This window comes from Nostoc sp. UIC 10607 (assembly GCF_047228265.1).
Classification (GTDB): Bacteria; Cyanobacteriota; Cyanobacteriia; order Cyanobacteriales; family Nostocaceae; genus Nostoc; species Nostoc foliaceum_A.
On sequence record NZ_JBIQNW010000032.1, the window covers coordinates 34,553 to 48,818 of the forward strand.

15 protein-coding genes are annotated in these 14,266 nt (G+C 42.3%); 7 read left to right on the forward strand and 8 right to left on the reverse strand.

Translation table 11 applies throughout. The features are described 5' to 3' along the window. Positions 1-314 precede the first annotated feature (314 nt). Together ACEYW6_RS23050 and ACEYW6_RS23055 are read left to right on the forward strand one after the other, a co-directional pair. Positions 315-710: a hypothetical protein gene (locus ACEYW6_RS23050; protein ID WP_412981592.1), complete on the forward strand. Its 396-nt coding sequence runs from the start codon at positions 315-317 to the stop codon at positions 708-710. A 342-nt stretch (positions 711-1,052) separates the two neighbouring features. Next, a complete protein-coding gene (locus tag ACEYW6_RS23055; RefSeq protein WP_412981593.1) occupies positions 1,053-1,805 on the forward strand; it encodes a hypothetical protein in 753 nt (250 codons plus the stop codon). A 210-nt stretch (positions 1,806-2,015) separates the two neighbouring features. Here ACEYW6_RS23055 and ACEYW6_RS23060 read toward each other — a convergent pair whose 3' ends face one another. The 7 genes from ACEYW6_RS23060 to ACEYW6_RS23090 all read right to left on the reverse strand — a co-directional run bounded on the left by ACEYW6_RS23060 (position 2,016) and on the right by ACEYW6_RS23090 (position 7,143). Further along, positions 2,016-3,290 carry a ribulose bisphosphate carboxylase small subunit gene (locus ACEYW6_RS23060; RefSeq protein ID WP_412981594.1) on the reverse strand — a complete coding sequence of 425 codons (1,275 nt, stop codon included), beginning with the start codon at positions 3,288-3,290 and terminating at the stop codon, positions 2,016-2,018. A gap of 90 nt (positions 3,291-3,380) precedes the next feature. Beyond that, positions 3,381-3,761, reverse strand: a complete 381-nt coding sequence (locus ACEYW6_RS23065) for a type II toxin-antitoxin system VapC family toxin (RefSeq protein WP_412981595.1) — start codon at positions 3,759-3,761, stop codon at positions 3,381-3,383. Further along, positions 3,758-3,985 carry a type II toxin-antitoxin system Phd/YefM family antitoxin gene (locus ACEYW6_RS23070; protein WP_412981596.1) on the reverse strand — a complete coding sequence of 76 codons (228 nt, stop codon included), beginning with the start codon at positions 3,983-3,985 and terminating at the stop codon, positions 3,758-3,760. The genes ACEYW6_RS23065 and ACEYW6_RS23070 overlap by 4 nt, the downstream gene beginning before the upstream one ends. A 37-nt stretch (positions 3,986-4,022) precedes the next feature. Next, positions 4,023-4,661 (reverse strand): GDSL-type esterase/lipase family protein, encoded by a 639-nt coding sequence (locus ACEYW6_RS23075; protein ID WP_412981597.1) that lies wholly within the window; start codon positions 4,659-4,661, stop codon positions 4,023-4,025. 142 nt (positions 4,662-4,803) lie between these two features. Continuing rightward, positions 4,804-5,133: a ribulose bisphosphate carboxylase small subunit gene (locus ACEYW6_RS23080; protein WP_012410539.1), complete on the reverse strand. Its 330-nt coding sequence runs from the start codon at positions 5,131-5,133 to the stop codon at positions 4,804-4,806. Positions 5,134-5,179: 46 nt separating this feature from the next. Further along, a complete protein-coding gene (gene rcbX / locus ACEYW6_RS23085; RefSeq protein WP_190889838.1) occupies positions 5,180-5,587 on the reverse strand; it encodes a RuBisCO chaperone RbcX in 408 nt (135 codons plus the stop codon). A 125-nt stretch (positions 5,588-5,712) separates the two neighbouring features. After that, positions 5,713-7,143, reverse strand: a complete 1,431-nt coding sequence (locus tag ACEYW6_RS23090) for a form I ribulose bisphosphate carboxylase large subunit (protein ID WP_163930558.1) — start codon at positions 7,141-7,143, stop codon at positions 5,713-5,715. Positions 7,144-7,982: 839 nt separating this feature from the next. Here ACEYW6_RS23090 and ACEYW6_RS23095 point away from each other — a divergent pair. The 5 genes from ACEYW6_RS23095 to ACEYW6_RS23115 all read left to right on the forward strand — a co-directional run bounded on the left by ACEYW6_RS23095 (position 7,983) and on the right by ACEYW6_RS23115 (position 12,494). Further along, a complete protein-coding gene (locus ACEYW6_RS23095) occupies positions 7,983-9,059 on the forward strand; it encodes a two-component regulator propeller domain-containing protein (RefSeq protein ID WP_196510575.1) in 1,077 nt (358 codons plus the stop codon). Between the two features lie 110 nt (positions 9,060-9,169). After that, a complete protein-coding gene (gene panB / locus ACEYW6_RS23100) occupies positions 9,170-9,940 on the forward strand; it encodes a 3-methyl-2-oxobutanoate hydroxymethyltransferase (RefSeq protein ID WP_412981598.1) in 771 nt (256 codons plus the stop codon). A gap of 169 nt (positions 9,941-10,109) precedes the next feature. Further along, on the forward strand, positions 10,110-11,423 hold the full coding sequence (gene trmFO, locus ACEYW6_RS23105; protein ID WP_412981599.1) for an FADH(2)-oxidizing methylenetetrahydrofolate--tRNA-(uracil(54)-C(5))-methyltransferase TrmFO: 1,314 nt from the start codon (positions 10,110-10,112) through the stop codon (positions 11,421-11,423). A gap of 131 nt (positions 11,424-11,554) precedes the next feature. Continuing rightward, positions 11,555-11,956: a fasciclin domain-containing protein gene (locus ACEYW6_RS23110; RefSeq protein ID WP_190889844.1), complete on the forward strand. Its 402-nt coding sequence runs from the start codon at positions 11,555-11,557 to the stop codon at positions 11,954-11,956. 202 nt (positions 11,957-12,158) lie between these two features. Further along, positions 12,159-12,494 (forward strand): hypothetical protein, encoded by a 336-nt coding sequence (locus ACEYW6_RS23115; RefSeq protein ID WP_190889845.1) that lies wholly within the window; start codon positions 12,159-12,161, stop codon positions 12,492-12,494. A 269-nt stretch (positions 12,495-12,763) separates the two neighbouring features. On the opposite strand, the gene ACEYW6_RS23120 is transcribed toward ACEYW6_RS23115, so the two are convergent. Next, a complete protein-coding gene (locus ACEYW6_RS23120; RefSeq protein ID WP_412981600.1) occupies positions 12,764-14,119 on the reverse strand; it encodes a UDP-N-acetylmuramoyl-tripeptide--D-alanyl-D-alanine ligase in 1,356 nt (451 codons plus the stop codon). Positions 14,120-14,266: the final 147 nt, after the last annotated feature.

Genomic DNA, 14,266 nt, shown 5'->3' on the forward strand with positions numbered 1-14,266 from the left:
TCACGACATTCATCACCAACATCACGACATTCATCACCAACATCACGACATTCATCACCAACATCACGACATTCATCACCAACATCACGACATTCATCACCAACATCACGACATTCATCACCAACATCACGACATTCATCACTAACGTTAAAGCAATCGTCCAAAAAACTAGGTGCAATATCTGAATTAAGAGAAATTACCCAGATTTTTGTATTAGTTTTTTAAGAAATAAAATTATTCACGAATTTTACTGAACCAGAAAACAGCTTTACTAAGTCAAACTAGCTCTAGAACCCTGGCTAACAAATATATCTATGTCACGTCCAAAACGTACATCCCGTGTTATAGAAAAAGCTGAATTGAGATCCGCTGGACTAAAAGCAATTGATTTAAATATGGATTTTGGTGATAATTGCAATTTACAAAACCTGACTAAATCAATTGAAGAGTTACGCACTATGCTAGATGCTTATAACATTGCTTTAGCTATGATTGACTCTTCCAAAACCAAAATTGATAAGATGGAAAAAACCTTGAACAATCTTACAGATAAGATGGTGATGGGCGTTGCTTTTAAGTATGGCAAAAACAGCAGCGAATATGAGATGGCAGGTGGTATTCGTGATAGCGAACGTATCCGCAAAAGCAGATTAAGTCGCCTGAAAGCTAGTGTCGGAGAAGTATCAGTTGAAAATTCTAAACCTGTCTAGAACAGCACGGAAAGAGGCAGAAAGCAGAGGCTAAGAAAGCTTTTAGCAAAGGATATGGAGAATGAGCAAACGCTACTTGTTCATTAAAACCATTTATTGTTGACTACTGCAATCGCAATTTATTCTATGTACAAATATTCTTTTATAAGGAATATTTATGTGCAGCTAATATCATGCAATTCCATGCATATTATACTATGTATTTTGTAGTATAGTCTCATTTCTCATGGTGTTGAGAATGCTACAAGATGAGAATTTAAACAATTTTGCTTGTCTAAACTCTCATGAGAGTTTATAGTAATACGGTGTTTTTCCCTTACAATTTCTCGGCAGTTTTATACCATGAATTCTTCTCACAAATGGCAAAAATATTTGTCAGCTTTCTCTTTATCTGTAGTATTAGTAGCTGATTTAGCAATCACACAAAAAGCTCCTCCAGCTTTTGCCCAAACTGTAAATTCATCTATCGGAAATGCTGTAACATTCAGTTGCAATGATAGTGAAGCAACAATCAAAGCTAAAAATGGGGCCAAAGTAACTAGTGGAAATACAAGCATTTACATTGGTTATCAGCAAGTCTCATCTAATAACAAAAACCCTGTGACAATCCGTTTCAATAACGGTATCAAATCTTGGTGTCGTAGTGATTACGAAACAACAAATGATGATGGTACAGGTTATGGATTGTATTGGAATGGGGGGGATGTTTTATATGGTGTTTACTCTTCCACTGGTAGTCAGACTGGTAATGATTTCCGCCGCTTTGCAACTGGGCGTTGGTTGTCTAGCTATGGTAGCGGAGGCGGGCCAAAAGTCGCGGTTATAGCCCGGATTAATCCAGCCAATGGACAGGTTAACTATGCCACATTTTTAACTGCAAAAAAGGCGGATAATGGACAAACTAACTCTTTAGTTGTCAACAAATTATCATGGAATGGCACAAATTTAATTGTGCAGGCAAAGTCATGGTGGACTCCCCGTCGCGCTAATACAAATTCTATGAGTTGCTCTGGTTCATCACCTTATCAATACACAGCAGTATTCACTAGCGATTTAACAAAGGTGAACTCGGCTTCAGCCCTTACCTGTAGTTAAATGGTAAGTATTCAGCTATCAAACCGCAACGCGAGAGTCCATTAGTCATTAGTCTTTGAGATACTACACCCACCCTTATTTACGAAAGGCTGCACTAACGATAAGCTCAGGACATCGCAAAGAACGCGGTCTGAATTAGTCCATAGTCATTAGTTTTTTGACCCACTTTCTTTTGCTAATAACTAATGACTAATGACTAATAACTAATAACTAATTTTTCCCATGCGGACGATGAATAATTGTCTCCAAAACCCGCCGCTTGGCTTTTGGATCAATCCCTACCAAGCGGATATACTCACCGCTATATTCTGCCAAAGTTGCTTCCAAGTTTGAGATTGCATCAGACTCGGCATCAATGTGGCTATGAACACAACTTTGCCAAGAACCTGTGCGGAAACGGCGCTCATCTACGTGTTCAATGCTAATTTTGTAACCTTGAGATAATAATTGCCGAATCTGTTCTTGTGTCTCTAGGGTCAAATGTGGATTTGATACTTCCTGTTTCTGGAATCCATTAGTTTTTACTTCTTGAGTTGCGCCATTGCTTGACGGCTGATTAATTGGTGTTACAGCAGCAGGTTGTGCAGATTGAGAATTTCTACCTCGATTGAGTCGGTTGTAATCGTCAACCAAATGGGAATTTTCGACTCGTTTTTGTTCACCAACGAGGAAGTTACCAGACTCAATTAAGTGAGACAGTCTGAAATCTGGCTTTTTAAATTCTGGTGGCCCTTTAACGCTATTAACGATATTCAAGGATACTTGCTCAAAACCTACTTGATGGATGTAGTTACGGATTTGTTCGTCATAAATGCGCGATCGCAAAGCGCTAAAAAAGTCAATGGACTGGTTGACAAATGTATCAACTAGCTGTTCAACTTCCTTTTGTGACAGTCCATCAGGTTCAAAAATCCCTTTGACAATTCCCACTTTGTCGTCTCGGTTTGGTTCCCAGTAGAATTTCTCCATCCGTCCATCCCGAATTAACGGTGCATAGAGGGTGGAAAAATCATTACCTGTGACAATAATCGGTACACGATGTAAAGGCGTGGAATCATAGCTTCCAGGCAACTGCACATCTGTGGGATTATCAGCAATATTCATCAGTGTGGCATTCACCAACTGCGTATTTACAGTATATTGAGTGCCTTCATCAAAGCGTCCAGCCCCCGCATCTAAATCGTTAATCATCAGTACACACATTTTGCCGCGTACTTTGATCAGTTCTGCTGTTTCCCGATAGCGCAGCCGAATCAACCGCGCGGGATCTCCTGCATCTGGACTTTCCAATTCACCGCCAGAGATGTGAGTCACTTCGATACCCATTTTCTCGAAGACTAATTGACATTGAAATGTTTTGCCTTCTCCTTTGCGTCCGTGAATACCCAAAATCACGGGAACTCGCACGCCAGGAAGCTTTAGAAAGTTTTTAGTGATGTGGACAGCCAGTTTGTCCAGAAAGCGGGGAGCGATGTAGTAACCCATAAAATTATTTTGCCTAGCACTGCTTAAAGTAATGTTAAGTTTTTTTGGTGATGACTGTTTATTTATCTTTTGGTAGAAAAGCAACGCTACCTACCATAAACGTCTTATTGGATATGCATCAAAAATTTTATCAGCACTCAGTATAGGTATATTTTCTGCGAGTGCTTGTGCAATTAAAATTCGGTCGAATGGATCACGGTGATGTAAAGGTAGTGTGGCAACAACACTAATATGATTTGTGGTGATTGGCAGTAATTCAATACCATTCCTAATTATTTGCTGTTCAATAAACTCGTCAAAAGCTAAATCAAAGTTGAGTTTACCAATGCTGTGCTTGATTGCCATTTCCCAAACACTAGCAATACTCAGTAAATTTTCATTATTTTCAATTTGCGATCGCATACTAACGCTGATTTTTGGATCACCCATCACAAACCAAATAAAAATATGAGTGTCCAGTAGCTGCCTCATTCCATATATTCCTTAAAATCTTCTAATGGTTCATCAAAGTCATCAGATATTGTTACAAGTCCTTTGGCACTACCATACTTAGGACGGTGTTTAAGTGGCGGCACAGGAGTTAACTTCACCAAAGGTTGATTATCTTTGATAATAATAATTTCCTCACCTCCGAGTGCTGCTTCAATTAAGTTGGGTAGATTTTTAGATGCTTCAGCTAGAGTAATTTGCTGCATAGTTACCACCTTTGGATATAAAAATCAGGTGCTACCACTATCCTAACTTTGAATGCTCGATTAAGTTCAGAGGAAACCAATTTAACCAAGCATCCCAATTTTCCACAATTTGGGCAAATTCTGCATAACCACCTGCTCTTGGATGAACACCATCATTAGCTCTTGCTTGATTAATCCAAATGTTTGATTTTTCTAATATCGGAAAAACGTCTAAATAAGGTACATTTAATTCTTTACAAATTGAAGCATATTGTTTAGATAAATTAGTAATTCTCTGCTTTCTTCCTGGATCTTCTCGTTCTTCATATGGTGCTAGTCCAATCATCAACACAGGATACAAAGATTGGGCTTTACTTAAAATTTCACGGGCATTTCTGATAGAATCTACCAAATCTACGCGAGTTTTCCCATTTTCTACTGTTGTGTCATTCAATCCCAAAGAAAACACAACTCTGCCATCATATTCTTTGGGCAAACGAAGCGATACTTCCTGTAACCAACGCTTTGCTATATCAGTACTTGTATCACGCCTAATCCCTAAATTATAGTAAGTAATGTCATAACCTTTTTTATTAGCATTTGCACATACTCTCCCTGTCCAACCAAGACATTCTGAGTCGCCAGTGCCATTAACGAAGGAGTCACCAACAAAACAAATTCTTACTTCTTGTAGCATTATTACTCTCTTAAAAAACGTAGAGGTACATAGAGAATAACTCCACGCCCCTCTGTGTTTCAAAAAAAATCTAATAAATAGGAGAGGCAGATAATTCTACCTCTCCTATGGGGATAAACTAACTATTTAAAGCTTGCTAGCTTTAGTATCTGTTGGGTTTGTGAACCAAAAAGCTGAGAACTTGGCACTGCTTGATGTTGTCAAAACCTACAACACGAATATAGCTACCGTTAAATTGAGAACGGCATCCTTGAACTTCGCTCAATACTTCTTGAGTAGATTTAGCACCGAACAAAGGCAGCTTCCACATTGTCCAATATAATTCTGTTGGCTCAGAAGTTTCGTTGAACTCGATCGCTGGAATGTAACCTTGATTCAAAATGTACTGGATCTGCTTGGCAATTTGAGCGTCAGACAGGGGTGGCAGATAAGAAAGGGTTTCGTAACGACGCTCTTTTGGTAAAGTTTGCATAGCTTTTGATAATGGGTTGCGATTTTTTACTACTAGGTTGACCGAACTAATTGGATAAGTTATCCAAATTCGGATCTGAAGTTGCTTGCTGTTCTGGTTGCAGACTGGGGTTAGATGTGTCTATTCGTGTGATGCGTTCTAGATGCTGGCGACGCTGTTCCATATTGGCTTGCTGAATGCCAGTGCGAACCATTTCCGGTAAAAATTCTGTAATTTCTTCCGCAATGTGTTCTCTGACAGTCATGATTCGCAAAGCCAAATCTGGTTTTTCTTGCAACAGTTGCTCAATGTATGACTCACCATTTTGAATTTTGCCAGACGAAAAGTTATGCAGCCAAAGTTCTAATGGAGGATTCGTTTCGCCTAGCTGCGCCAATACTGTCCTTAGAGCCTGATAAGTCAGATAGCTTTGGAGAGTTTTGGCTGTGTCCTTCGCAATTTGCTTAAGATTCATGCTTGACCCCAGCCCTGAAGAGTTATGAGTTATGAGTTATGAATTAATGCAAATCCTAACTCTTGTACAGACGCGATTCATCGCGTCTCTACTTCTAACTCTTAACTCTTAACTGTTAACTCAGATCAGACGGTATCCATTGCTTCAAACTCGAACTTGATTTCTTTCCACAGTTCGCAAGCAACAGCTAGTTCAGGAGACCACTTGGCAGCTTCGCGGATGATATCGTTACCTTCACGAGCCAAGTTGCGGCCTTCGTTACGAGCTTGAACAACGGCTTCCAAGGCAACGCGGTTAGCGGTTGCACCAGGAGCGTTACCCCAAGGGTGACCCAGAGTACCACCACCGAATTGTAGTACGGAGTCATCACCGAAGATTTCTACCAGTGCGGGCATGTGCCATACGTGGATACCACCAGAAGCAACTGCCATTACACCAGGTAGAGAAGCCCAGTCTTGGGTAAAGTAAATACCACGAGACTTGTCTTGCTCAATGTAGTTTTCACGCAACAGGTCAACGAAGCCCATTGTGATGCCGCGCTCACCTTCCAACTTACCAACTACGGTACCGGTGTGGATGTGATCGCCACCAGACAAACGTAGGGCTTTAGCCAATACACGGAAGTGGATACCGTGGTTCTTTTGACGGTCAATTACAGCGTGCATAGCACGGTGAATGTGCAGCAAGATACCGTTATCACGGCACCAACGAGCCAATGTGGTGTTGGCGGTGAAACCTGCGGTTAGGTAGTCATGCATGATGATGGGCATTTTGAGTTCTTTAGCGTACTCAGCCCGTTGCAGCATTTGTTCGCAAGTAGGAGCGGTGACGTTTAGGTAGTGACCTTTAATTTCACCGGTTTCTGCTTGAGCTTTGTTGATAGCTTCAGCTACGAACAAGAAGCGATCGCGCCATCTTTGGAATGGTGCGGAGTTAATGTTTTCGTCGTCTTTGGTGAAGTCCAAACCACCGCGCAAACACTCGTATACAGCGCGTCCGTAGTTCTTAGCAGAAAGACCCAATTTGGGCTTAATGGTACAACCCAGCAAAGGACGACCGTATTTGTTTAACTTATCGCGCTCAACTTGGATACCGTGAGGAGGTCCTTGGAAGGTCTTAATGTAAGCTACAGGAAAGCGAATATCTTCTAGACGCAGTGCCCGCAGAGCTTTGAAACCAAATACGTTACCTACAATTGAGGTCAATACGTTGGTTACAGAGCCTTCTTCAAACAAGTCCAGAGGATAGGCAACGTAGCAGATGTACTGGTTGTCTTCGCCGGGAACTGGTTCGATGTCATAGCAACGACCTTTGTAGCGATCTAGGTCGGTGAGCAAATCTGTCCACACAGTTGTCCAAGTACCTGTGGAAGATTCAGCCGCAACAGCCGCACCTGCTTCTTCGGGAGGAACACCAGGCTGAGGTGTCATGCGGAACGCAGCTAGAAGATCGGTATCTTTTGGTGTGTAATCGGGTGTGTAATAAGTTAGTCTGTAATCTTTAACCCCGGCTTGATACCCAGACTTGCTCTGAGTCTTCGTTTGAGCGTAAGACATATTTTATCCTTCCCTGAAATCACTCTTAATTAATTATCAAATCACGTTTTGTGCAACTTCCCCTCACCCCGCTCTTTCCCCCCTTGAGCGAGGGGAAGATCAGGAAAAATTTTTGTTAGGGGTTAACTTTGGCAGAGGTTAGCAGTTTTTGTGCGGCGGACACTTTGGTAGCGGTGGTAGCCCTCCTCACCAGTGTTCTCCCCTTCTAGGGGTACACGACCTAGCGCTTCTACTGTTCCCTCTTCCTACGAATCAAAATTCTTTTTTACCTCTTCTTCGCACCCGACTAAACCTTCTCAATTTCACCAAAACTTCCGTTTTTTGCGGATTGATTTAGATAATTCCCCCACAAATCGGGGTATTCAGGGGATTGGGCTGGCTGGCACACATTCCCGCCTCTACACTCCTTCTATCTTGACCGTTGTTGGAAAAGATACCAGAAAAGAATTTACTTGACACAGATTTAGCAGAGTGATGAACGAAAGATAAAAAATTGCACACCACGTAATTTGTAACTTGTTTCACAATATATCAAGAATTCGATAAGTTATTCTTTGAAAGTTTTTAACTTATCTATTTAATTTTGTTATTACATAAAGATTTAAACATTTTGTTACAAAAGCTTTACAAGGTGTCATCAATAATTGTAAAGAAGCTTTTGGGGAGTGGGGGAAGCAGGGGAAGAATTTCCAACTCTTGACTAATGACCAATGACTAATGACAAATTTGAGAAAAATTCCAGATGACGTTTAAAAAAACCCAGCTAGGGGAACACTGAAATTAACCCAAAGCCAGTTTAGGTAACGGCTATAGGTAGTGTCTCCAAAGGAAATTTCACCGTGGTATTGTTTTGCAAGCGTACTAGTTTATTGATTACTTCCATCTTGCTGGGGTTGATAGCTTTGCCAAATATGGGATGGGCGCAAAAAACCCCTGACATTAATTCATCTGATCTAACCCCCGCTTACCCACCTTCTGCACCGCCACCGCGAGTAGAACCTTTACCCAATGAGCGGGGAGTGCAAGAAAATTCGCCAGAAACTGATTATCGGGTTGGTAACTTACTGGGAGATGTTACAGGCAATCTTTGGGTAGGTTCTTGGCGGGGATTATCGCGGATTGATCCTAAAACCGGCAAGATTATTTCCCGTGTTAGTTTACCGAATGTTGCCATTGGTGCTTTAGCTCAAGACAAAGTAGGACGTTTGTGGGTAGGAAGTTATGAAGGACTGTTCCGAGTAGACCCCCGCACTAGTGAAATCACCGCGCAGAATTTATTTTTGCCTTCTAAACGAGTGTTGTCACTGTTACTTGACAAACGGGGTTATTTGTGGACTGGAACCGATAGCGGTTTAGCCCTAATTAGTCCCGACCAAGGCTTGATTATGACGACATTAAAAAATCTGCCTGGTGTCAGCGCCAACACCCTGACTTTAGATGCTGAAGGTCAACTGTGGGTTGGCACCCTTGATGGATTGGTGCGGGTAAATACTGCTAGTGCTGCGATTATGAAGCGAATAACCAATTTACCAGGCACGACTGTCCAAGCTTTAGCTATTAGTCCAGAAGGATTAATTTGGGCCGGAATGCCAAATAATTTGCTAGTTATTAACCCAAAAACTGGGGCAGTGTTGCGCTCTGTGACTCGTTTGCGTGGGCGTGACGTGACAGCGGTACGTTTTGCCAAAGATGGTAGTGTCTGGGTCGGGACTAACAATGGTTTGTTACGATTAAATCCAAATACAGGAGCTGTGTTAGATGCAGAAGTTGCTGGACTTCCTTCTAGTCGGGTTCTTGCCCTTGCACCTGACATTGGCAATAAATTATGGATTGGCACTAGTCAAGGTCTAGCTTGGTTAATGCCCAAAACGGACAGTGCAAAACCCCATATTGCTTTCAGTCGCGCCGTGAAGTAGGGACTAGGGGACAGGTTACAGGGTACAGGGGACTGAATTCTTTCTGATAGCCCATCACTTATCACTTATCCCCTATTACCTATCCCCTATCCCCTATCCCCTAATTAAAAATGGCAATCACTACCCAGCAATTAATTCAATGGAAACAACAGGGACGTTCAATTGTGGCGTTGACCGCCTGGGATTATGCGATCGCTCAACTCCTCGACGCAGCTGGTGTAGACTTAATCCTTGTGGGTGACTCTATGGCAGTGGTTCTAGGGTATGAAACAACACTGCCAATAACTTTGGATGAGATAATATATCATGCCAAAGCTGTGCGACGTGGGGTTAAGCGTGCATTATTAGTAGTAGATTTACCATTTTTGACGTATCAAGAAAGTCTTCAACAAGCGATGCATTCAGCTGGGCGAATACTGAAGGAAACGGGCGCTCAAGCGGTAAAATTGGAAGGTGGCTATCCAGCGATCGCAGAAACTGTGGCTCGTTTGGTACAAGCTGGAATTCCGGTAATGGGTCATGTAGGTTTGACACCGCAATCTGTACATCAACTCGGTTTGCGACAACAAGGGAAAACTCAAGAAGCGAGTGAGAGGATTTTACAAGAAGCGATCGCTCTGGAACAAGCAGGTGTATTTTCTCTAGTTTTAGAGCATATACCCGCAGATTTGGCAATGCAGATTACACAAAAATTGAGTATTCCGACAATTGGTATCGGTGCAGGAACTCACTGCGATGGACAGGTTTTAGTTACTTCAGATGTAATCGGACTTGCCGAGAAGCATCCACCATTCGCTAAGGTTTACACAAACTTGCGGGAGACGATTACTAAAGCCGTGCAAGATTATGCTGTGGAAGTACGCGATCGGAAATTTCCCTAAACTCAGATAAGCAGTATTTGAATCTCACATAGAGAAAGATTGAGTTTTCGTACTTTTGTACAAGATGTTTAGAATCATTCAGACTCAAACTCAGCAACGCCCTACCTGTTGATGCGTCCTAGCGCTAATGCTGATGGATACTTATGATATAGGAACTAAAAATTTAACTATGGAACAACAACCGATACAAGTAATTGGAGGTGGACTAGCTGGGACAGAAGCAGCCTGGCAAATAGCCCAAGCTGGAGTGCCGGTAATTCTGCATGAAATGCGTCCAAAGCGCTTCAGCCCTGCTCATCATACAGAAGATTTGGCAGAATTAGTATGTAGTAATTCCTTTGGAGCAATGGCAAGCGATCGCGCGGCTGGATTATTGCACGAAGAATTACGCCAACTTGGTTCTATTGTAATCTCGAAAGCTGATGAACACGCCGTACCTGCGGGTGGGGCGTTAGCGGTAGACAGAGGACAATTTGGCCAAGATTTGACTCAAACTTTAGCACATCATCCTTTAATTGAATTCCGCCGGGGTGAAGTGTCTGCGATTCCCGAAGGAATTGTGGTTTTGGCAACTGGGCCTTTAACGAGTCCCGACTTAGCGGAGGATTTGCGCCGCTTTACCGGGATGGAATACCTCAGCTTTTTCGATGCGGCTAGTCCGATTATTGTGGGAGAATCGATTAACCGTGATATTGCCTTTATGGCATCACGTTATGACAAAGGTGAAGCGGCTTATCTCAACTGCCCAATGAATAAAGAGCAGTATTTGCGGTTTCGAGAAGAACTTTGTAAAGCTGAACAAACAGAACTCAAAGATTTTGAACGGGAAACGGCGAAATTTTTTGAAGCTTGTTTACCCATTGAAGAACTAGCACACCGGGGGGAAGATACCATGCGCTACGGCCCCCTAAAGCCAGTGGGATTGTCAGATACTCGCACAGGGGAACGTCCTTATGCTGTGGTGCAGTTACGACAAGAAGATAAAGCCGGTCAACTGTGGAACATGGTAGGATTTCAAACTAACCTGCGTTGGGGTGAGCAAAAGCGAATATTTCAGTTAATTCCAAGTTTGGAAAAGGCGGAGTTTGTGCGGTTAGGAGTGATGCACCGCAATACTTTTATTAATGCTCCTCAGTTAATGCATCCTACTTTGCAATTTAAAGAGCGTCCAACATTGTTAGCTGCTGGACAGTTGATTGGTACTGAAGGCTATACCGCAGCGGCTGCGGGTGGCTGCTTGGCGGGAATTAATGCAGCGCGGCTAGCTTTGGGTAAAGAAGCTTTGGTTTTACCACCAACAACAATGATGGGTGCATTATTTGAATTTATTAGTTCCGCTTCGCCGAAGCATTTCCAACCAATGCCGCCCAACTTTGGGATTTTTCCCGAATTGGGTGCAAAAATCAAAAATAAACAAGAGCGTTATGGACGTTACCGCGATCGCTCTTTAACTGATCTAGCAAGCTGGAAAGCTAATAATTAATGGGCATTGGGAATTGGCAAAGAATTTAACTTTTAATCTTTTGCCCCTATTCTCCCCCATTCCCTATTTAATAAAACTTCAAATAGGTTTATTATCCTTTAAATTCTTTTGCAAAAATTTAGGTAAGGTATATGGCTGATATTGTTGATATTGCTGTTACATCTGAGTCCTTCAAAACACTGGTAGCGGCTGTACAAGCTGCTGGTTTAGTAGAAACATTAAAAAGTCCTGGCCCGTTCACTGTCTTTGCACCAAATGACGATGCTTTTGCCAAGTTACCAGCGGGAACTATCCAGACTCTGTTACAGAATATTCCCCAGCTAACGCGAATTTTAAAGTATCATGTCGTTCCAGGAAAGCTGCTACAGGCTGATTTGGCAGAACTCGGCACGGTTAATTCTGTGGAAGGTTCACCTATTAAAATTCATTCTTTAGATGGTTTTGAAGTTAAAAATGCCACAGTTTTAGCAGCAGATATCGAAGCTGATAATGGCGTGGTACACGTTATCGATACCGTGATTTTACCGGGTTAATTCAGCTAGGGTGGGTGTTTTTCACCCTCCTTATCCAAAATCTTTATAATTAACTAACTATTGAGTAGTATCAAAACGCAACTGAATATTTTAATTTATGTTATGTTTGCAATGTGATTACTCACTCACCTGTTAATGTAAATTTAGTTATTTTAAAATAAATTAAGTTCTTAAAAAGCTAACATCTATCCCAACAAAATGAATGCTCGATTTTAACACCTTAGTAGAGTTCTCTCGTGGTAACTGCATAAGTATTTGTGCGTTTCTCGTACCAGCGAACTTGCTTGTCACAATTTTAACAATGGGTCTGGTAGCCTTACGTCGCCCATCACATCAAGTGTGGCAATCTGCTGGAATTGCCAGCTTTTTCGCTTCTGTAATGATCCTGCATGTATATACCTGGTTCATGATTGGCGTGGTGATGGCTCCCACTTACATCTTGCTGTGGCTAGCAATTACGTGTTTGGTGACTAATTTGGGAGCAATTCTTTTTCAAAGACGTTACAGTAACAACGCTAGTATTTCCAGCAACGTCTGAAATCTATACTTACTCTCCACGACATTAGGACGTTAAAAAAGACTTTGCGCTTTTCTGCCTATCGGGCGTCTATAGGTGATCTTTTCAGAACATCATCATGTGACGCCTCTCCATTCATGCTCAAGGATGGCATATAGCTGTCAAGAGTCTCGCCATTCTCACTTAATTTAATGGTGTTGTCGCAAATACCCTTCCTGCTGCATTCCGATTTTTTGCAAAACTCCTTCTGAAGCAATGTTTTCTGGGTGACAAGTTGCAAAGAGGCGGATTCATTTGGGAAATTCTGCGCGTAACTGATTGACTACCCGATCTAGTCCCACAGAATGGGCGGCTTTGAATAATAAACGATCGCCTGCTTGCACAAATGTCTTCAACCTAGCCACCAACTCGGCATGAGTTGCAAAACACTCCGATGGCACACCCTCGGCACTAAGAGCGATCGCTTCGGCATCTTGTCCATCTACCAAAACCAACAAGCCGTCTAAATCCAACTTTTTCACTGTTTCTCCCACTTGCTGGTGCAATTGCTGCGATCGCTCTCCCAATTCTTTCATTGCACCCAATACTGCAATCTTCCGCTTTCCGGGTGTGTCTGCCAATAATTGCAACGCGGCGATCATAGCTTCTGGTGCAGCATTATAAGTTTCATCTAAAATTACCACATCGTTGGCTAAGGTAAATCGCTGCGATCGCCCTGTGGGCATATCCACCATCACACCTGCTTTGAGGCTTGCCCAATCAATTCCCAACACCTTTGCTACCGCTAAAGCCGCCAAGAAATTAGTCGCATTGTGACGGCCAAGTAAAGGTAGAGGCAATTGGATTCCTGCAACTTCCACAGTCTCGTTATCAATTAATTGCCCTTGGATATCTCCACCAGAAAAGCCGTAGGTTAAAACTTCTCCCTGCCAAACTTTTGCCGCTGTGGCTATTAATAGAGGATTATCGTGGTTGAGAATTGCCACGCTATCAGCAGCCATTTCAGCTAACAATTCACATTTTGCCTGAGCGATCGCTTCTTCAGAACCCAGTAACTCAATATGTGCCGTCCCCACATTGGTAATCACTCCAATTGTTGGACGCGCTATTTGCGTCAGTTCGGCAATTTGTCCCCTACCCCGCATCGCCATTTCAATCACGGCGTAGTCATCTTCTGCGCCAAGTTCTAGGAGAGTTTTCGGGACACCGATTTCGTTGTTGTAATTTCCATAAGTTTTGTGAACTCGTCCCTTTGTTGCCAAAACTGCCGCAATTAATTCTTTGGTTGTAGTTTTACCCACGGAACCTGTTACACCAATTACAGGAATGTTAAAGCGATCGCGCCACCATCTGCCAATTTTCTGATATGCCTGGAGGGTGTCTTTTACCTGCAATACCGGAAAACCGGGATTTTCATATTCAAAATCTACAATTGCAGCTAAAGCACCCTTTGCGATCGCAGTTGGCACAAATTCATGTCCATCAAACTTATCGCCTCGCAAAGCTAAAAATACTTCACCCGGCTTTAAGGAACGGCTATCTGTTTGGATACCGCTACTGACTTGTATTAAAGCGGTTTCAGATAAGTTTATCGGACTGGCCAAAATAACTTCAACCAGTTGGGTTAGGGTGGCAGAACAACGCATAAGTAATTTTCAATTTAAAGTTCAAAATTATAAAATCGAATTATGACACAAGACTGCATTGAACAACAAGATTTGCGACTTCTTGAAAAAGGCACGAATCTAAGCCTAGTCACAATAACACCAAAAATAGTGCCAAAGAAGTTTAAC

Coding starts and splice junctions, on each gene's coding strand:
- trmFO (WP_412981599.1), top strand. CDS start 10,110: ATGGAACAACAACCGATACAAGTAATTGGAGGTGGACTAGCTGGGACA.
- ACEYW6_RS23055 (WP_412981593.1), top strand. CDS start 1,053: ATGAATTCTTCTCACAAATGGCAAAAATATTTGTCAGCTTTCTCTTTA.
- ACEYW6_RS23050 (WP_412981592.1), top strand. CDS start 315: ATGTCACGTCCAAAACGTACATCCCGTGTTATAGAAAAAGCTGAATTG.
- ACEYW6_RS23115 (WP_190889845.1), top strand. CDS start 12,159: ATGCTCGATTTTAACACCTTAGTAGAGTTCTCTCGTGGTAACTGCATA.
- ACEYW6_RS23110 (WP_190889844.1), top strand. CDS start 11,555: ATGGCTGATATTGTTGATATTGCTGTTACATCTGAGTCCTTCAAAACA.
- ACEYW6_RS23065 (WP_412981595.1), bottom strand. CDS start 3,761: ATGAGGCAGCTACTGGACACTCATATTTTTATTTGGTTTGTGATGGGT.
- rcbX (WP_190889838.1), bottom strand. CDS start 5,587: ATGAATCTTAAGCAAATTGCGAAGGACACAGCCAAAACTCTCCAAAGC.
- ACEYW6_RS23075 (WP_412981597.1), bottom strand. CDS start 4,661: ATGCTACAAGAAGTAAGAATTTGTTTTGTTGGTGACTCCTTCGTTAAT.
- ACEYW6_RS23120 (WP_412981600.1), bottom strand. CDS start 14,119: ATGCGTTGTTCTGCCACCCTAACCCAACTGGTTGAAGTTATTTTGGCC.
- panB (WP_412981598.1), top strand. CDS start 9,170: ATGGCAATCACTACCCAGCAATTAATTCAATGGAAACAACAGGGACGT.
- ACEYW6_RS23080 (WP_012410539.1), bottom strand. CDS start 5,133: ATGCAAACTTTACCAAAAGAGCGTCGTTACGAAACCCTTTCTTATCTG.
- ACEYW6_RS23060 (WP_412981594.1), bottom strand. CDS start 3,290: ATGGGTTACTACATCGCTCCCCGCTTTCTGGACAAACTGGCTGTCCAC.
- ACEYW6_RS23090 (WP_163930558.1), bottom strand. CDS start 7,143: ATGTCTTACGCTCAAACGAAGACTCAGAGCAAGTCTGGGTATCAAGCC.
- ACEYW6_RS23070 (WP_412981596.1), bottom strand. CDS start 3,985: ATGCAGCAAATTACTCTAGCTGAAGCATCTAAAAATCTACCCAACTTA.